This is a genomic window from Streptomyces sp. NPDC027189 (genome assembly GCF_055566975.1).
The window spans coordinates 653,234-671,967 of the sequence record NZ_JBVHRI010000002.1 but is presented as its reverse complement, the minus strand read 5'-3'; the positions used below and the strand labels follow the sequence as shown (position 1 = coordinate 671,967).

Sequence of the window (18,734 nt, the reverse complement as noted above, 5' to 3'; positions counted from 1 at the left end):
CACCTGCGTGCCCCACCGGCCGCATCTTCCCGCTCATTTCTCCGCGAGGAGCTCCCCGTGCACGGCAACCGCAAAGCCACCCCCGGCCTCATCAAGGCTCGGCCCGCCGTCACCACACTGCTGGCCGCAGCAACCCTCCTTGCGGGCTGCGAACGCGGCTCGTCGAGCGGCACGGGGGACTCCACCACGGGCCCGAGCGGCTGCCCTGCGGTCCACGCCCGGGCCCAGGCCGCCGTCAGGCAGGCGGAGCAGACCGACGTCCCCTGGAACGGGCCGACCGGCGGCCCCACGGCGGTGTCCGGCAAGACCATCGTCTACGTCGCCCAGACCATGACCAATCCCGGAGTCGCGGGCGCCGCGGGCGGCGTGAGGAAAGCCGCACGGGTCATCGGCTGGAACGTCCGGGTGATCGACGGCGGGGGCACACCCGCCGGTATCCAGGCGGCGATGAGCGCGGCCGTGGCCCTCAAACCCTCGGGCATCGTCATCGGCGGCTTCGACCCCAGCTCGACGTCGCGGCAGGTCTCGCTGGCCAACGCGGCACGCATCCCGCTCATCGGCTGGCACGCGGTCGCCGTCCCCGGACCCAGCCGGCGGCCCGAACTCTTCACCAACGTCACCACCCGGGTCGAGGACGTGGCGGGCATCAGCGCGCAGTGGATCATCTCGCACTCCAACGGCCACGCCGGGGTCGTGCTCATCACCGACGCCTCGATCCCCTTCGCCAAGAACAAGTCCGATCTGATCAGGAAGGAGCTCGCCACCTGCGCGGGCGTCAAGCTGCTGGCGCAGGAGAACATCCCGATTCCGGATGCGAGCAGCCGCACCCCCCGGGAGATCTCCGCCCTTCTCTCCCGCTTCCAGAGCAAGTGGACCCACTCCGTCGCCATCAACGACCTGTACTTCGCCGATGCGGCCCCCGCCTTCCGTGCCGCCGGCAAGAAAGGCTCCGGCCCACCGTTCAACATCGGTGCCGGCGACGGCGACCCCTCGGCCTTCCAGCGCATCGACAGCAAGCAGTACCAGGCCGCCACTGTCCCCGAGCCGCTGTCCCTGCAGGGCTGGCAGATCGTCGACGAGTTCAACCGCGCCTTCGCCGGCCGGCCCGCCAGCGGATATGTGGCCCCCGTCCACATCACCACGGCCGACAACACGCGGGGGGCCACGACCTGGGACCCGTCGGGCTATCGAAAGGCGTACCGGAAGATCTGGGGCGAGTAGGAGCGGGGTCGAGGCGCCGTAACCGTCGGCTTCGTCCTTCTCGTGGTGTCCGCCACCCCGAATGAATCCACCATCCGTCATGGCGGACGCCGCGAGCAGGCGCAGAGCTTTCGTGTTTCATGGCGACGGGCCAAGGTCGGCGCGTGCGGACGGTGGCCCCGTGGTCATCTGCGGGACGGGGCGTACTCGGTGAGCAGGAGTGCGATGTCGTCCGCCCTGTCGGGGGACTGGCAGGCATCCCGCAGCAGCTCGTCGGCCAGATCATCGAGGCGGCCCCCGCCCAGCCGGGCGAGTGAGGCCCGGAGCCGGGCGATGCCCGAACCGATGTCCGTGTCGCGCCTCTCGACCAGCCCGTCCGTGTACAGGGCCAGGACCGATCCGGGCCCGAGGCGCAGCTCCGACTCCAGATAGACGGCCGTCGGCTCAACGCCGAGCAGAGGGCCGCCGGGCGCATCCAGGATTTCGGCGCGTCCGTCGGGTCGGCGCAGCAGGGGCGGACAGTGGCCCGCGCGGACGATGCGCACAATCCCCGAGCCGGGGTGGAGGCGGGCGTAGCAGCAGCTGGCGAGCAGTGCGGTGTCGAGGTCCAGAAGGAGCCGGTTGGTGCTCGCGACGACGTCGCTCGGTCGGTGGCCGGCGGTGACGAAGGCTCGCACCCCAGTGCGCAGCTGGCCCATGGCGGCCGCGGCGGCGACGTTGTGCCCCTCGACGTCCCCGACGATCAGAGCGACCTCTTCGCCGGCTGGGATGACGTCGTACCAGTCGCCACCGATGTCCATTCCCCTGGTGCCCGGAAGATAGCGCCCGGTGACGCGGAGGCCCGGCAGCGAGGGCAGCCGGTGCGGCAGGAGCGCGTTCTGCAGGCCGCGGGCGAGGGTGAACTCTGCGTCGTACAGCCTGGCGCGTTCGAGGGCCTGGGCGATCAGGCCGCCCAGTGCGATGAGGACTCCGCGCTCCTCGTCGGGGAACCGGTGGACGTCGTCGAAGCCGAGCATGCAGGCGCCGACCGGGCGGTTGGAGGCGATCAACGGCAGGAACGACCAAGCTCTGGAGTCGTCGGCCGGGATCCCTGGGTACGTCTCAAGGAGCTTCTCCCGGGACTCGACGAACAGCGGCGCCCCGGAGGCCAGCGCGTCCGTCACGGGCAGCCGGGCATGCAGCGGGGTGCTTTTGAGCCGGGCGAGAACGCCTTCCGAGCAGCCGCGCTGCGCGAACAGGCGCAGGCGACCCTCCTCCACCACGGAGATCGCCAGTCTCTGGCCGCCGAACGCGGGGAGCAGCTGCTCGGCGACGGCATCGCACACCTCGTGCGCGGTGACCGCCCCGGTGAGGGCGCTGCCCAGCTGGAGCACGCGGTAGAGGGCACCCAAGCGCGGGGCCGCGGGCACAGGCGACGAGGAGACGGGCGGACCCTCCTCCGCGACGGACGTCCCGGGTCCGGTGCCGGCCGGCACGGGCTGTCTCACGGGTGCCGCCCATCCCGTCATGCCCTGGGCGCCGGGGTGAAGGGAGAAGACGAGCCACTGGTCAGGCGGGCGGCGGACCAGGAAGGATGCAGGTTGCTGAGAGACCATGGCGGCCCGGTAGCGGTCCTCGTACACGGGATCGGCCAGCCAGGGCAGGACGTCCCAGGGGCGTCGGCCGAGCAGTTCGTCCTGGTGGACCCGCAGCAGATTCTCCAGACTGTGGTTGGCATAGGCGACACGTCCGTCCGGGGAGAGCGCGAAGAAGCCGTCCGTGAGCCGCTCGATCGCCGCCACGGCGGCCATGCCGCTCCCGGAGTCGAGCACGGCCCCTACCAGATGGGACGACGCCTGCGGGTCGCCCGGGCTCTCGGGCACCCTGCCCCACAGCTCGAGAGTGCGAGATCCTCCACTGTCGTCCCGGATACGCAGGCAGTGCGCGAGCACATGGCCTTCCTCGAGCGCGGCACGGGCGGCGGACCGGAAGCCGGGAAGTTCCGAGGGCTCGATCCTGGCCGCAAGGGTGGCCGCCTGTCCGTCGAACTCGCGTGGCGGGATCCCGAAGATCGCGCACAGCTCGTCGTCGGCCGTGAGCGCTCCGGTGTCGAGGTTCCAGTCGAACAGGCCCACCCGTATCACTGGAGCGGACGGCACCGGGACCACTACCGGAGCCCTCCGCTCGTCGCAGTCGCCGAGTGCCCGGCGAGCGCTCAGCCCGGCGAGGGCGGTGCCCAGACGGTCGGCCGCGGAGCGCAACTGCCGGCGCTGTGCCCTCGACAATCCTGCCCCGTCAGGCCTGGGCGTCCACAGCACGGCCATCGCTCCGAAGGTCCGCTCGCCCGCGCACACGGGCACCGAGGCAGAGCCGAACGCATAGGGCACGGCGACCGAGAGTTCGGGGAAGCGCCGCATCGTCTCCTCCGCGTCGGCCAGGTGGACGATGCGCCCGGAGCGGTACGCCTCCGCCACCGGGATACGGCTGTTCACCGGGATCCGACGCCACCCGCCGAGCAGGGAGGGTGGCGTCCCGCACGCCGCGGTCAGGACGAGCGAGCGATGGTCGCCGGAGACCAGGAACACACTTCCGGCATGCGCTCCGGTCACCTCCACGGCGTTGATGACGGCACTGACCAGGGCGTCGTCGCGCTCGGGCGCTTCGCCGAGACTCGCGGCGCCGAACGGGCCCGAGCTCGATCCCACACCGTCGGCCGACACGTTGCCCTCGATCACCAGTGGAGCATTTGTCTAATTTTAAGGTTGTTTGCGACTCTCGGTGAGAGCCGTCACCGTGCAGCAGGTATCCCTACAGGGTGCCTGCGCCCAGCGCGGTGAAACACGTCCGGCGCCTGGGCGCCCCGGCGAGGAAACAGACGACGAGGACGATCGAGCAGCCGAAGAAGCCCAGGGGCATGAGTGCAGCGGATCCAGAGCGCGGTGGTGGCGGCGAGTGAGGGCGCGGGGCTGTGCCGTGCGCCGGCCCCCTGGCGACCGTCTGCCCGCCCTTGGGCGGGCAGAACGCGCGCCCCCTACCGTCGCGACGTCGGCACCTTCAACTTGTCCCAGCTGACCTTGCCCGGAATCCCGTCCGCGTCCTTGCCCTTGAAGCCCAGTTTGTGCTGCCACGCCGTGTAGGACTTGCGGTCGGCGTCGGTCCACTCCGGGCTCGGGCCCTCCTCGTAACGGCCGCAGCCCTCCGCCACCAGACGCTTGCCCATGGCGGTGATCAGCGGGTCATGGCGGCCGACGTGGAAGAAACCGGCGCCCGGGAACGGCTCGTACTCGGGCCGGGGCTGGGGCCGGGGCTGGGGCCGGGGGTCGGGGTGGGAGCCTCCGCCGCCGTCCGGCTTGCCCCGCAGGCGGTCCGCGATGCGGGAGCGCATGCCGTCCATCGTGAAGCCGCGCGGGTCCTGCTTGCCCGGCTGCCACTCCTTGTGGCCGATGACGGAACGTTCGCTCCAGCCGTGGTGGCGGCATATCGCGGCCGAGACCTTCTCGATGGCCTCCTTCTGGGCCTCGGGCCAGGGGTCCTTGCCGTTGCCGAGGTTGATGCACTCGAAGCCGTAGAAGTGGCGGTTGCCGTCGGTGTCGGCCTCATTGTCGGGCGGCAGCTTCGTTTCGTTGACGACGGCGCGCAGGACGTCGCCGTCCCCGAGACCCGCGTGGTTGGCGCGGCCGTTGCCGACCATGTGGACGTGACCCTTCTTGTCGATCACGCCGTGGCACAGGGGGCCGGGCAGGGCCGCGTAGCCGTCGTAGCAGAGGGCCACGGACGAGTCGGTGCCCGAGGTCACGGTGTGGTGGATCATCACGCCGTTCATCGGACCCCAGGGGCCTTTCGAATTGCGGTTGTGCGTACGCCAGTTGCGTACCTCGTGGACCGTGACACCCTCCGCGCGGAGGATCTCCACCAGCTGGGACGCGCTCAGCGGCTTGGCCATCACTTGTCTCCTTCCACTGCGGCTTCGGCCTCTGCCGTGGTCTGGGACCGGGGGTTGGGTGCGTCGATGGCCTCCGCCGCGGATTCCTCTTCCGCCGCGAGCGCCTCGGCGGCCAGCGCCGCCTCGTCAGCGGCCGGGATGCTGTGCGCCAGTGTGCTGAAGGCGAGCCGCAGGTCGACGGGGGCGTCCTCGCCCTTCACCAGGGCCAGCGGCGCGAAGTGGCGCACGATGCCGGCAGGGGCCCGGAGCAGCGGCTTGCGGGCGTCGTTGGTGGGCCACTCGACGCTGCCCGTCGCGGTGCGGGCCGGGATGATCCAGTGGTCGCCGGTGCGGTAGATGCCGCCCTTGGCGAAGTACACCTCGACGCCGTCCTCCAGCGGCAGCCACTCGCCTTCCTCGACGCGGATGGCTCCGCCTCGCAGCCCGGCCGTGTGGCCCTTGCGCCTGGGGCCCGTCTGGTGGTCCCAGCGGCGCAGGAACGGGTGCAGGTGCGGCAGCCGTCCGACGCCGGGCTCCGGCTCGGCGGACAGTCGCACCCGGCGGCCCGGCAGGTCCAGCTCCTCGACCCGCAGCAGGGGGAGGGCCTCCAGGCGCGAGGCGTACGCGGTGTCGGTGAACTCCACCTGGTCGCCCACGTCCAGGTCCAGCTTGTCGTCCTGGCCCAGCGAGGCCAACTGCACCCAGGTGCCGTCAAGTTCGTCGACGGGGAAGACGACCGAGCCGTTCTCGCGCGACCACTTGAACGTGGCGTCCGCGGCCGGGCCCTCGTTGTGGACCTCCACCCGGTACAGCTGGTTCTCCGGGCCGCGGTAGCGGGCGTCCGGCTTGACCAGGCACGGGTCCTCGTCCGCGTGGTCGGGCCGCTCGGCGCGGGCCGCGAGGCGCGCGGAAGGGGCGCTCTGATCGCGGGACCACTGGGTGAACTTGGCGCTCACCTGTTCCTTCGTCGGGTCGGTCTCCTCGAGGCCGAGCGCGTCGAGGGTCAGCGGAAGGACCTGCCAGACGATCTTCGAGCGTGCCGCCGTGTCCGGCATCGCCGAGCCGAGCGCCACCTCGCGCAGCGTCGGGTCCTCCGCCGCGGTGACCGAACGCTCCCACACCTTCAGATAGACCACGAAGGGCACGTGGGCGGGCGACGGCAGCCGGTCGCCCGGCTTCTCCGGGTCGCGGAAGCCGTCCGGCTGGTCCCAGTACGTCCAGAACGCGGGCGGCGCGGAGGCCTCGGCGTCGTCCGCGGCGTCCTCGTCCGGGACCGGTGTGCCGGGCGCGGGCCGGTCCGCGTCGCACAGGATGCCGTCGACGTAGTAGCGGCCGCCGTAGATGTTCAGGCTGTCGATGTCGTGCTTGCCGCCCACGTACTGGATGCGAAAGCCCGCCGCGTCGCGCGGCCCGCCGTGCTGGCCAATCAGGTCGGCGGCGAGCGTGCGCACCCGGTGGAGCTCGATCGCGGCCTGCTCGTTGGCGTCGGCGTCGAGCTGGACGCGGCCCTGCTGGGCGATGACCGCGGAATAGTGCCGCTCCGGGCGGAACGTGGAGCGGGAGAGATCAGCGTGCATGAAGGGAGTCCCCCTGGTTCAGGAAAGTGCGGGTGTGGGCGAGTCGTAGGGGCCGGCTCAGGTCACGTAGAAGATCCCGGCGTCCGTGCCCGCGGGTGTGTACTGAGCGAGCCGCGCCCGCAGGTTGTCCTCGCGCTGCGGCCGGTACAGGTCGTGGAAGGCGCCCATCTCGCCCCCGTCCTGCGCGCCGCGCCGGATCTCCTGGGCGCACCGGTCGGCCAACTGCCCGTACCAGGGCGTCCCGTAGCGCTCGGACGTGAACAGCGGCCGTACCCGCGCAGCCTCGCCGCGACCGGCCAGGTCCGGCTGGCAGCGGTACCTGCGCGGCGTACGCGATCCGGCGGGGACGTACGAGAAGCGCAGACAGCCGATGCCGCGCCGCGCCACGTGGAGGCGGCCGGTGAAGACGGAGTCCTCCGCGATCTCCACCGCGTGCGTGTGCACTTCGCCGATGACCGTGGTGCGGTGCGCGTGCAGGACGGCGTGGGCGTGGCGGCAGTCCGGGGCGGACAGGGCAGGGCGTTCGCTTCCGGTGGCGTCCAGGACGCTGTCGCGGATGTGGATGTCCAGCGGCTCCTCGGACACCTCGTCGCCGATGACCTCGATCGTGCCGAGGATGCTGTCCTCGATCTGCAGGCACGCCGTGGTGCGCTCCAGCACGAAGCTCGGCTCCTGCGGGGAATGCGGATCGCACTCGGGCTCCAGGGACCAGCCGGGCACGAGCGTCGTGTGGCGTACGACGACCGCACCCATCGGGCCCGTCACATTGATGCCGCGTCCGGCGACGAGCAGTCCGTCGAGGACGATCCGCGGCCGCTCGCCCGGCGCGCAATCCTCGGACACGCCACGGATGTTGAGCGCGTCCGGACGATTGCTGTACCAGTCCAGCAGGCGGATCACCGGGCGGGTGCCCTGCGCCGCGCGCAGTTCGAGGCGGTCGCCGGGGTCGAGGTCGAAGTCCAGCTGCTCCTGGTAGGCGCCGCTGTGCGTGATCTCGATGATGCCCTCGGGCCCGCAGTCCCCGGCCCGCCGATCGTGTTGCCAGGCCCGGTACGCGTCCATGATCTGCTGGTACGTCTGCCCGGGCCCGACCCGGTAGAACGCGGCGTCCGGGCGCGCTGTGCGGTCCCGCGGGTACTCGCCGCCGCCCATGTCGGCGCCGAACGCGTAGTGGTAGTCGACCCAGACACCCTGCCGGGGCGCGGACCGCGAGCCGAACGCGATCCGCCCGAGCTCCGGATCGACCGCGACCTGCCCGCGCTTCGGCCGGTAGCGCCAGTCCGACAGGTCGGCCACCACGATGTCGGAGGGTGATACGGGCTTGTCCTCGCCGTCGCGGCGGATGACGAAGCTCTTGCCGGGGCCGTAGTAGTCGGCGAGCCGGTCGTGGAGTTGGCGGCGCCGGATGAACGCCGGGACGTTGTCGATCGTCGCGATGTGCGTCGCCGACGGCTCCGGGACCGGCTTGGTCACCAGCGGGCTGTCGTTGCCGAGGATCGAGAAGGTGTAGAGGTTGCGGGCCCGGTCGATGCAGTACGCGGGGGCGGACGTGAGCGAGTGCGCCTTGAGCCGCCAGACGAAGAGGCCGACCCCGGCAGGCGTCAACCCGCCTTGCCTACGAGTGGAGTTGGCGCTGCGGACGTCGACGGAGCGGGCCACTGTGCCGAAGGCGGAGCCCGCCAGGTCGAGCGCCGCCCCGTCCCGCAGATCGGCGAGCCGCCCGCGCGGCGAGCGGCCCGTGTCCCCGGACCCGGAGGACCCGGACGTCGCCCGGTACAGCTTGACCGGCTGCTGGTGCGAGACGAGCCGGGACAGCTCGACCGCCCGCGCCGGCCACCCCGCCACCTGCTCGCAGAGCTCTTCGAGCAGGTGCAGCGTGCCCTTGCGGCGCAGGTTCGCGACCGTGGCGGCCACGTCGCGGCGCGGCGCGATCGCTTCCGTCAGCGCGGCGGAACCCCCGCTCCGCAGCCCGGTGGTGAGGACCCGCTCGTAGCCGGGCAGCGTCCGATAGCCGACCAGGTCGCCGAGGTAGGGCAGCACCCAGGGCGCCGCCGTCTCCACGAACAGGTCCTCATAGCTCTGCTCGACACCATTGCGTACGACATCGATCTGCTCGGCCATCACCGCGAGCAGCGCGCGCAGCGGTTCGCCCTCGTCGGTGTCCCTGAGGCGGTGCCACTGGGGGAGCAGCTGAGCGAGCCCGTCCGGCTCCCTGGACATCACTTGACCTCCGTCAGAATCAGCGTGTCCGCGGCCTTCGGCGTGAGCAGCGCGAGCTGCGCCGGGCGGATGCCGCGGAAGACGAACACCGAACGGCCCTTGGCGAGGCGCCGGGTGTCGGTGATGTCGGGGTTGAGGCGCAGGAGTGCGGAGAGCGGGACGCCGTGCCGGGCGCAGATCTCCGACAGGGTCTCGCCGTCCTTCTCGCGCACGGTGTGGATCTTCTCGTCGTACGTCGCCGAGCGCGCCGGGACCGAGGACTTCGGCTCGCCCGGCGTGCCGAGCAACTGCGTCAGCCCCTGCGCGGTGGCGCTCGCGGCGGTGGATGCGGAGATCCCGGTGAAGACATCGACGTCCATGTAGTCGACGCCCGGCACCGAATGCGCCGTCGCCAGGACCTCGGAGAGGCGGGCAGGCTCGCCCAACTCCCTTCCTTCAAAGCCGAGTCGGCGCAGTAGCGCCTGGCGAAGGCGGGGTTCGACGACTTCCCAGGTGTGGTCGGGCGCCAGCTTCACCTTCGCGGCAATAAGGAGCAGCACCAGCTCGCGCACATCCACCCGGACGGGCAGCCGGGCGTCGCCGTACTCGGTGAGCGAGCCGCGCAGGGCGCGCAGCACATCCGCGTCGGCGGCGATCGGAACATCGTCCGTGCCGGCGACCGTCACATGCAGCACGCGCCGTCGCCCGTCGAACAGTTCGCGCGCCGTGGCCCGGCCGATCCCGGCGCGGGAGCGCGCGAAGTCCTCGTAGTCCGGCACGGACACCAGGCGGTCCAGGGCCGCGACGGAGAGGGGGACCGTGCGCCGGGTCAGCGCGGGCCCGTCCGCGTCCGCGCCGCCCGACGCCGGGCGCGGATTGGTCACCGCGGTGACACCGACCGGTCGGGTCAAGGCCTGGGTGATGCGCTGCGCGGCCACGTTCGCCGCCTTGCCGGTGCCGAAGCGGTAGCGGGCGCGTACGTTCTCGTGGCCGCTGGGCAGGCGCGTGCCGTGCACGCCGTCGCCGAAGGTCACGGTCGTACGGCCGTCGCCGGTGGTGCCCGTGATGTAGACCCGCTCGCGCGGCCCGCGCCCCGCGAGGCTGTCGACCGAGTGCCACAGCAGCCCGTCGACTCGGACCTCCAGGACGGGCGTGGCGCCCAGGGGGGTGTCGGACGCCATCCAGGTGAGCGGCGACTGCCACAGGACGAACGTCTGGTTCGTACGGTCGGCGTCGCCGCTGCCGATCGGCTCGTCCCGGCCCTCGCCGTGCGTCGCCTCCACCACGTTGCCAAGGATCTTCACCGTCTCGCGCCGGTAGCGGTACGCGAGATCGGCGGTCAGCGTCAGCTTCGTGTGGACGTGGTCGCCCGGGAGCCGGGGATCGAGGGAGGGATCGGCGGCCGCGATCACCACGACCTCGGTCGCCTCGACGCCGGCGATGCCGGGGATGTCGCTGCGCAGGCCGCTGACGACGAGAGTGCGGCCGGGGCGCAACCCGTCGTACAACTCGGCGAGTTCGACCTCGTTGCCGTACACGTCCTCGGCGAGCGGCTCGTCCGCCATGCGCAGCGGCTCACCCGCGGCGTGCACCGTGGTGTCGCGGATGTGCGAGAGCAGCACGTCCTTGTCGTCCAACCACGGGTCGGCCAGCACGAGTTCGGTGCCGCGGCCCGTGATGCCGTAGTTCGTGTACGCGGCCGTGCGCGCGGCCACGACCTTGGTGGTGACGAGTTTGAGCTTCTTGTCGCCGGGGTGCGCGTCGTCGTCGCCCTTGGCGGGCCGCTCGATGGCGACCCAGCTGCCGACGGTGATGCCGTCGTACACGGTGTCCAGCTGCACCACACGGCGGTTGGCGGGGGCCGGCTTCGTGGCGATGACGATCTCCACGTTGGGGGCGGTGGTACCGATCGTGTAGCGAAGGGTCACCTCGTACTCGCCATGCGTGAAACGCACCGGATGGTTGGGGCTGAGCGGGATTTCCCTGGCCACTCCGTTGTACACGCCGACATTGATCACCCCTTCCGCGTCCGGGCGCGACACGAAGAGCGTGCGCTCGGGCAGGCCCGAGTGGAGGCGGGCCGTGACGCCCGGCTCCTGCGAGTCGGTCGGGCGGCGGCTGAGCCAGTTCAGCTCGCGGTCCTGGCTGTTGCGGGTGGACAGCTCGACCTGGCCGGGGCCGAGGGGGAAGCTCTCCGGCTGCGGGACCGGGAGCGTTCTCGCCCGCTGGTCGGAGCTGCCGCCCTCGATGTACTGGAACTCGGCCGTCTGCGGCACCTTGCCCGTGGGGTCGAACACCACGCGCATGCTGGTCAGGACCGCGCCCGTCAGCGGCCAGTCGGCGGTGCGGATCACCCGGCCGCGCTCGTCCTGGACCGGCTTCAAGGGGGCCGTCGCTCCGAAGGGGGTCGCCTTCACGCGCAGGGCGAGCAGCTCGCGCAGGAGGTTCGGCGCGCCGGGAGCCGCTGCCTGCCGCCACGCCGGGTAGAGGCCCCCAAGGGCCGGGTCGAGGGTCTTGAGCAGGCGCGCCGTGTCCGCCCCCGGAGTGGTGGCGAACGTGCCTCCGCTCGGGGCGGGAGCCTTGCCGCTCAACGCGGGGAGGAGGGCGGTGAGGGCCCCCAGCGCGGCCTCGTCCGGGCGGGGGAGCGGGGCGGCGGCCGTGCGTGCGCGCGTGGATGCCTGCACCGATTGGCTCGCCGAGGGACCCACCGGCTGGTTCTCCGGTTGGGACGGAGCCAATTCGCCGGCCCTTTCCGCGAGTTCGGCCAGCATCGCCTCCAACTGGGCGAACCACTCGGCCACGTCCTCGTACGGCGTCGCCAGGACCTGCGCCTCGGCGAGGCGGGCAAGGGGCTCGGCGAGGGCGGACACGAGCTGCTCCGGCGTCTTCACACCGTCCAGACCGTCCCGCAATGGGGCCAGCACCTGGTCGTCGAAGTCGTCGATCAGGCGGCTCACCGGCCGGGGGTTGGGGACCTCGGGCGTGGGCGGCTCGTCGCCCGGATCGCCCGGGGCCTGCGGTTCGGTCGTCCAGCGGCGCACCTCGTCGATCAGTTCCTTGAGGGTCGGCGGCGCCGACTGCGGCAGGCCGATCGCTGTGATCTCGTCGTCGCGGTCGATGCGTACGCGAGAGACGGGAAGCAACAACCGCTCGCCGCCCGCCTGTTCACCGAAGACGAAGAGCAGCTGGTCGCCCGTCCGAAGGGAGTTCGCGGTGCCTTCGACGAAGAGCTCCGAGCGGCGGGTGAGGTCCTCAGGGGTGACCAGGGAGGGCCGCCTGCGACGCGGTTGGAGTTCGTTCCAGTCCCAGCGGGCCGTGAGGTCCCGGCTGGTCTCGAACGTCTGCGACTCCTCGTCGGCCGACGCCGGGACGCTGTTGCTGCGCGCCCCGCGCGGGATGACGACGGGGAGAGTCTCGGCCCGCGGGTCTCGGTCGAGGGTGTACACGAGATGCGTGTTCGCGGCGACGCCGGGACGCGGCCGGTGACCGACCAGGCGGCCGAGCAGCACCAGCGAGCGGTGCTCGTTCGCGGTGCGCAGATAGGCCTCGTCGGCGATTCGCTCGGAGTGGAACGTCAGCAGGTCGCCGAGAACGGCGGTCGCGTCGAGGAGGCCGATCGCCGGGTCGTCGGGGGTGCGGACGGTCAGCTTGTCGAGCGCCGGGTAGGCGGGGGACGCAAGGCGGTCGCGCAGGGCGGACAGGAAGGAACCGTACTCGCCGACGCGGTAGTCGAGGGCGGTGCGGCCCGGCGGGTTGTGCGGCGCGGCGGGTGCCACCCGCTCGTCGTGACCGCTCGCGCAGGTCCCGCCGCAGCCGCAGCCGCAGTCGCCGGTGAGGTCGTCACTCGTCATCGGGCACCCCCAAGGGATATCGCCAGCCGGCCGTTCTCCGGCCGGTCGGGGTCGTTGTCGCAGATGGCGATCTCCAGCGGGCCGAGCCGCAGCACGCCGTCCTCCCTCTCTCCTCGGTCCTCTTCGAACAGCCGCCGCAGCCGGGTGACGTGAACGCTCTCCACGCCCTGGACGGCCGCCGCTGCCGCGACCAGGCGGCTGAGCCTGACCGGCTCGCCGAACGTCAGCGCGTCGGGGTGGAAGAAGCCGAGTCGCCCGCCCGCGAGCCGGCCATGGCCGAGTACGCGGTACAGCTCGGCCAGGATCTGCCCCTGCTCGTGCCCGGGCTTCGCGCACACCGACAGCGTGATGTCGAGCGGCACCAGACGCGCGGGCCCCACCAGCACGTCATGGCCGATGCGCCGGTACGCCTCCAGGGACTGGGCCACCGAGTCGAGCAGCGCCGGCGTGGGGGCGCCGGTGCCCTGGGCGTCGATCGCGATATGCGTCTCCTGGACGCTGCCCGTCCAGCGCAGCTCCGCCGCGGCCCGCTGCACCCCGGGCAGCGCTGAGGCGAGGGCCGCGTAGTCGTCGGCGGTCACGGCGCGCAGCCGGGTGCGCCGCAGGTCGAGCGGCGCCAACTGGCGTACCTGGTCGATGGGTTCGGGCTCGGTACCGCCGACGGCGGGGAGCGGATTGCGCACCCCGGCCACCGGCACCTCGCCGTCTTCCTCGGCGTCGCGGCAGAGCACCAGGTGGTTGATGGCCTCCGCGCCCACGTTGCCCGCGAGTCTGCCGCCCAGCCTGTAGTGGAGTTCCAGGCGGGCGCCGGGCGTCGGCTTCGCGCCGTGCCGCCCGTCGCCGAACCGCAGCGCGAGCCGCCCGTCGTCCTCCAGCTCACCCACGAAGTGCCGGTCGCGGGACCCGCTCGCGAGCAGGTCGCGGCGCGGCGTCCAGCGCAGCTCGTCCTCGTGGAGGCGTACCGCGGGAAGGGCGCAGCGTGCGTCCTGGGCGAGCCCGGCCGAGGCGGAACCTCGCAGGACCGGCTCATCGGGGTGGAGGCCCTCCGCGTAGGCCGGGCCCCAACTGTGCGCGATCTCCCAGGCGATGTGTCCGTCGAGGACCGTCCCGGCGCGGGCGCGCGCGGTCAGCACCTCGATACGACGCACCTTGGAGTCGAGCAACCGGTCACTGCGGTGGAGGAGTTCGCGCAGCGCGCGCACCGGGTGCAGCCGCAGTTCGAAACGCTCCAGGACCTTCAGGCCGTAGATCACGGTCAGCTCGGCGATCTCCTCGTCACCGAGCCCGTCACGGTCGCGGGCGCTGCGCCACAGCTCCACCAGACGCCGCTTCACCCGGCCGGGGATCGCGCCGATCCGCTCGGCCTGCCCCGCCGAAACGGCCCGCGGGTCGGGGAACGGCACGGCCTGCACCACAGGGGAGCGGCCCAGCAGCGGCCGGAAGCGCGGCGCGATGCCCGGGTACACGGACTGCGCCAGCAGCGTACGCAGGGCCGCCGCCTGGGCGTAGGCCGTGCCGGGCACGACGTTCCCCCAGCTACCGCTGGGAGGTGCCCCCACCTGCCGCTGCCCGGCCAGCTCCAGGCCGAGCCCGGCGCGTACGGTCGCGTCCTCGCCCACCACGTCGAACAGCCCGCGGACGTCGGCGGGGGTGAGCGCCTCGCCGCACTCCGCCTTGTCCGTCAGGGAGTTGATGAGCTTCGCCGCAGCATTGCCCTCGTCGGGATCCCAGCAGCCGAAGGCAGGCGGGTCGCAGGGGACCACGGTCGCGGGCGCGGGCGGTACGGTCGCCGTCTCCGGCAGCGTGTTCCCGCACCAGTGCACCGTACGCCCGTGGTCGACGAGGACCACATTGCCGCGCGCCACGCTCACGTCCTCGACGGGCGCGCAGTCGCGTCCGCCGCGCGTGGTCAGGCAGAGCGGGAAGCGCAGCGCGTCCTCGGGGGCCCAGGTGACCTCCAGGACCGGCTGGTCCTCGATACGGTCGACGCCCGGCGTGACGGACGTGAGACGCACGGCCTGCCGGTGGGACGGGTCGGCGTCGCCCGGTGTCCCGGTACGTGGCCCCTTCACTTCCTCCAATACGAGCAAGTCGCCCGCGTTCAGGTCGAGTTGGCGCCCCTCGCAGGTCTCCGCGTCCCGCCACTCGTCGCGCAGGGTCGCAGCCAGGGCCCCCTTGGGCAGCGAGCACACGTCGCCGCCCCAGGTCCACAGCCGTATCGCGTTGTGCGCGGCGCGCAGTTCGAGAGGATCCGCGGCCGCGACCGGCTCGAAGACCTCGACGCCGCCGCGCTCGGCCAGATCGGCGAGGTCCCGGTCGTCGACGACCGTCCCGGGCGCCGGGCGGTCGTGCGGATCGACGGCGCGTACGTCGACGGAAGCGAAGCGGAACGTGCCCGCGGGCAGCGTGTGTTCGCCGGCCGTCTCCACGGTCACGTACGCCCGCGCGGTGCAGCCGTCGTGCATCGCGTAGTCGATGAGCCGGACATGACGGCGTACGGAGACACGGCGGCGCGCGGTGTCGAGATACGCCTCCGTGGCGACCGCGTCCTGCTGATAACTGATCTGGTCGCCGGTGTACGCGAGCAGCTCGACGAGCGTCATGCCCAGGTCGGCCGGGTTGCGCTCGATCCAGTCGGGCGTGGTGAGGGCCAGCCGGTCCAGGAGGAGCTTGCGGATGGTGTCGTAGTCGCGGGCCGTGTAATCGACGACCGGAGTGCTGGGGAAGGAGGGTTCTTGCGCTGTCTCGTCCGCGCAGTCGAAGGGCGTAGGACAGTCGGGTCGGAAGGCGAACGACGCCTTGTGGTAGCGCTGGTCGAAACCGCGGAAGGGCTCCGTGCCCGGCCGCCCGTACGGGTCGGTCTCGACCAGGGAGATCCGGTAGCGGGAGGTGTCGCCGGCCCTGTCGAGCGTGACGTACAGCCGGTCGTCGAGCTCGGGGTCCTCCTCGCGCTCCACGCTCACGTCCACGGCCTCGATGCCGGTGATCCGGCGCCCGCCGTCGATGCGCACGTTCTGCGCGCACAGGCCGTGCGGGGCCTTGCCGAGGAAGCTGACGGTGAGCAGCAGCCCGTCGTCACTCACCTCTACGGCGTCGACTCCGTTGAGCTGAGCCGCCCTTACCTTGGCCCGGCGGGTGGACACGGAACTGGTCACGCCTCCGCCCTCCCTTCGAAGACGTCGTCGCGACGGCTCCCCGTGGAGCGCACGGCATACGACAGATACACGCGGACGACGTTCTCCTCGCTCACCACGTCGAGGCCCGCCACCTCGATCAAGTCCCCCAGCCAGCGCTGCAGCGACGCCTGCACCGAGAGCTCCAAGGCGCTTGCCAGCTCCGGGCTGTTGGGCGTGAAGACCAGGTCGAGCAGGCCGCAGCCGAAGTCGGGGCGCATCACCCGCTCACCAGGACTGGTGAACAGCAACTGCTCGATCAGGTCGCGGACATGCTCGTCGCGGTCGGCGTGCGCGCTGCGCCCCCGCCGGTCGACCCGGAACGGAAAGGCGAGGTCGCTGCGGACCCGGGTGCGTGGGCTCATCGGACGGTCACCTCTCGCTGCGCGGGCTGGACGAACGGCGGGCCCTGCGGCACGAACGCCGCCGAGACGCACTGGGCCGCGGAGGTGTCGAGCAGCACCGGCGCGCCGTCGACCGTGATGCCGGAGGCGTCGGCGGTCCAGCGCACGGCGACACACGGCTCCGGTACGCCGCCGATGGTGTGGGGGCAGCCGACGACGACATAACTGTGCGAGGCCGTGGCGACGGGCGCACCGTTGACGAGCACGGCCCGGTCCGATGCGCCGGTCGTCGCGGTGGCGCGGCCGCCGTGCGGGCAGCTGATCACGGCACCGGAGCCGGTGGTGAGCAGATTCCCGGTTATTCCGGTAGTCCCGGACATCCTGGTTGATCCCCCGTCTTCTATCGCTGTGCGGCCATCGTCAACTGGCCCTTGTTGATGGTCACTTCCTTGCCGCGCAGGATGACCTCGGCGCCCTCCCCAGTCGCGATGACCACGGCTTCCTTGGTGATGCGGATGTACGCGCCGCCCTGCGCCTGGAGAAGAATCCCCTGCTCGGGCGCGTCGTTCATCACGATCTTGTGGTCCCCCGGCGTCTGGACGACGACCGGCTTGTTCGGCGAGTTCTGCTGCACCGCGGCTCGCGCGTCGGGTGGGAGCTCCGCCTCCGCCCCGTACCAGCACCCCGTCCAGACGGGGAAGCTCGGATCGCCCTGCTCGAATTCGACCCACACGCCCGCGCCCGGCGGCGGCACCACGAACTGGCCCGCCTGCGGTCCGGTGAAGGGCAGACAGGGCAGCGCCCACGTGGACGGTTCGTCACCCAGGACGTCCGGGACCTCGGCCGTGACCCGGCCGATGTGCAGCGGGTCGTTGTTGTCTACGACTCGGCCGCGGAACTTGCCGAGGTAGCGATTGCTGGGTGCCGCCATGCTGAACTGCTCCTGGTCTGTGGGGATTGGCTGCTGTCGGCCTGTCGCGCGTCATGGCCGGACGTAGGCGCTGCGCGCTTCGAGTCCTTCTCTGGAGAGGGTGAAGTTCTGTTGGAAGGAGCCCGGCCGCAGGTTGTGCGTCACGGACTTGACGTAGTAGTCGCCGTCGTACGCAGGCCCGGAGCCGCGTACACCGACCAGCTGGCGCGGTTGCAGGAGGTAGCCGTGCCGGTTGACGTCGAGCGAGCCCGACCCGGAAATGACGTCGGCGGACACGGCCGCGCGCGCGAGCAGCTCGGCCTCGGCGGCCTCGCGCTGCTGCTTGGCGGTGCCGGAGAGCGTCTTGCGCTTGAGCGCGGGAGTCGGCCGCTTGCCGAGCGGTGGGCGCAAGGGGCTGATGAGCGGCTGGGGGAGCAGGGTGGACTGCCGGGTCCCCGGGTCCTGCCAGCGGGCCTGCGGCTCCTCGCGAGCCGTTCCGTCGTAAGCGAACGTCAGCTGGTCGACCGTGGAGTTGGCGTCCATGTTGACGTTGAGGGCGTGCTGGCGAACACCGAGGCGGACCTCGGGACCCCAACGTGCGGACGACTGACCGGGGTTGGGGCCCGGCTCCAGATAGAAGGTGTACCCATTGGCCCGGGCCAGCTCGGTCACGTACTGCAGGTCGGTGCCTGTCTGGTAATGCACGCGCAGGTTCTCGTGCGGGGGCTGGGCAATCTTCTCCGCGTACACGTCCGGCCGGATGCCGTAGTCCGAGTAGCGGCGCAGGATCGCGAGCACACGCTCGGACGGCGGCAGGTTGGGATACCGGTCCGTGCGCTCCTCCAGGTCCATGAGCAGCGTCAGGTCCTCGCCGGTGACGGTCAGGGTGGAGTGTCCCGGCTGGTTGCTGGCGCCCACTTCCTGACGCACGATCAGCCCGTCGAGGAGGACCTCGGGGGTGCCTTTGACCGTGACGGTGACGATGACCCGGGTCTTCGGATCGAAGAACCCCTCGGGGAGCAGTGTGCGGCTGATGAGCCCGTTCTTGGTCAGGTCGAACGCGAGCTGGAATCCGCTCCGCTCGCCCGCTGTCGCGGTGATCTGCGCCGACAGGAGTGCCTCGGCCACCTCGGCGGGCACCGGGCGGGCCAGCTGCGGTCCCATGGAGACGGTGATGTGGACCGGGCCCTGGCCCACGGGCAGTTCAGACACGCCGGTCTCCCTGCGGGAAGGTGCCGGCGCGCGGAATGTCGATCTCGCCGCCGGGCTCGGCGGTCAGCTCGCGCGGGTCGAGGACGGGGTTGGCGTCGGCGATCTGCCACCACTGGGCGGGGTCGCCGAAGTAACGCTGCCCGAGGAGGTCGGGACGCTCGCCGGTACTGACGGTGTGCGGCTGCGTGTCGTCGGCGTCGGCTGTGATCGGAGGCAGCAACCGGCGCTTGGCGTACCGGACTTCGGTCCCGTCCGGCTGCCGGTACACGCCGATCTCGGCGTCGTGGTAGCGGCTGGAGCGGGGATAGGGGTGGGCGCCGGGTATCGCGTCCAGGGCGTTCTCGTACGGTTCCGTGCCGGCCATGGT

12 protein-coding genes are annotated in these 18,734 nt (G+C 71.8%); 1 reads left to right on the top strand and 11 read right to left on the bottom strand.

The window, feature by feature from the left end; genetic code table 11:
• Positions 1 to 57: 57 nt before the first annotated feature.
• On the top strand, positions 58 to 1,221 hold the full coding sequence (locus ACZ4RZ_RS07465) for a substrate-binding domain-containing protein (RefSeq protein ID WP_467742941.1): 1,164 nt from the start codon (positions 58 to 60) through the stop codon (positions 1,219 to 1,221).
• A gap of 164 nt (positions 1,222 to 1,385) precedes the next feature.
• On the opposite strand, the gene ACZ4RZ_RS07460 is transcribed toward ACZ4RZ_RS07465, so the two are convergent.
• From ACZ4RZ_RS07460 to ACZ4RZ_RS07410, 11 genes are all read right to left on the bottom strand, one after another.
• Positions 1,386 to 3,914, bottom strand: coding sequence for a SpoIIE family protein phosphatase (locus ACZ4RZ_RS07460; RefSeq protein WP_467742939.1), 2,529 nt, complete (start codon positions 3,912 to 3,914; stop codon positions 1,386 to 1,388).
• Between the two features lie 296 nt (positions 3,915 to 4,210).
• Complete coding sequence (locus tag ACZ4RZ_RS07455) at positions 4,211 to 5,122, bottom strand: peptidoglycan-binding protein (protein WP_467742937.1); 912 nt, start codon at positions 5,120 to 5,122, stop codon at positions 4,211 to 4,213.
• Positions 5,122 to 6,678: a DUF6519 domain-containing protein gene (locus tag ACZ4RZ_RS07450; RefSeq protein ID WP_467742936.1), complete on the bottom strand. Its 1,557-nt coding sequence runs from the start codon at positions 6,676 to 6,678 to the stop codon at positions 5,122 to 5,124. The genes ACZ4RZ_RS07455 and ACZ4RZ_RS07450 overlap by 1 nt, the downstream gene beginning before the upstream one ends.
• 57 nt (positions 6,679 to 6,735) lie before the next feature.
• On the bottom strand, positions 6,736 to 8,898 hold the full coding sequence (locus tag ACZ4RZ_RS07445) for a hypothetical protein (protein ID WP_467742935.1): 2,163 nt from the start codon (positions 8,896 to 8,898) through the stop codon (positions 6,736 to 6,738).
• On the bottom strand, positions 8,898 to 12,728 hold the full coding sequence (locus ACZ4RZ_RS07440; RefSeq protein WP_467742933.1) for a putative baseplate assembly protein: 3,831 nt from the start codon (positions 12,726 to 12,728) through the stop codon (positions 8,898 to 8,900). Before ACZ4RZ_RS07440 ends, ACZ4RZ_RS07445 begins: the two co-directional genes overlap by 1 nt.
• Positions 12,725 to 15,883, bottom strand: a complete 3,159-nt coding sequence (locus ACZ4RZ_RS07435; RefSeq protein ID WP_467742932.1) for a putative baseplate assembly protein — start codon at positions 15,881 to 15,883, stop codon at positions 12,725 to 12,727. Before ACZ4RZ_RS07435 ends, ACZ4RZ_RS07440 begins: the two co-directional genes overlap by 4 nt.
• Positions 15,880 to 16,266 (bottom strand): GPW/gp25 family protein, encoded by a 387-nt coding sequence (locus tag ACZ4RZ_RS07430; RefSeq protein ID WP_467742931.1) that lies wholly within the window; start codon positions 16,264 to 16,266, stop codon positions 15,880 to 15,882. Before ACZ4RZ_RS07430 ends, ACZ4RZ_RS07435 begins: the two co-directional genes overlap by 4 nt.
• Complete coding sequence (locus ACZ4RZ_RS07425) at positions 16,263 to 16,625, bottom strand: hypothetical protein (RefSeq protein ID WP_467742929.1); 363 nt, start codon at positions 16,623 to 16,625, stop codon at positions 16,263 to 16,265. Before ACZ4RZ_RS07425 ends, ACZ4RZ_RS07430 begins: the two co-directional genes overlap by 4 nt.
• 20 nt (positions 16,626 to 16,645) lie before the next feature.
• Positions 16,646 to 17,176: a phage baseplate assembly protein V gene (locus ACZ4RZ_RS07420; protein WP_467742927.1), complete on the bottom strand. Its 531-nt coding sequence runs from the start codon at positions 17,174 to 17,176 to the stop codon at positions 16,646 to 16,648.
• Between the two features lie 51 nt (positions 17,177 to 17,227).
• The gene (locus tag ACZ4RZ_RS07415; protein ID WP_467742925.1) at positions 17,228 to 18,367 is read right to left on the bottom strand and encodes a hypothetical protein; all 1,140 of its coding nucleotides are present in this window, start codon (positions 18,365 to 18,367) and stop codon (positions 17,228 to 17,230) included.
• A complete protein-coding gene (locus tag ACZ4RZ_RS07410; protein ID WP_467742923.1) occupies positions 18,360 to 18,731 on the bottom strand; it encodes a LysM peptidoglycan-binding domain-containing protein in 372 nt (123 codons plus the stop codon). Before ACZ4RZ_RS07410 ends, ACZ4RZ_RS07415 begins: the two co-directional genes overlap by 8 nt.
• Positions 18,732 to 18,734 lie beyond the last annotated feature (3 nt).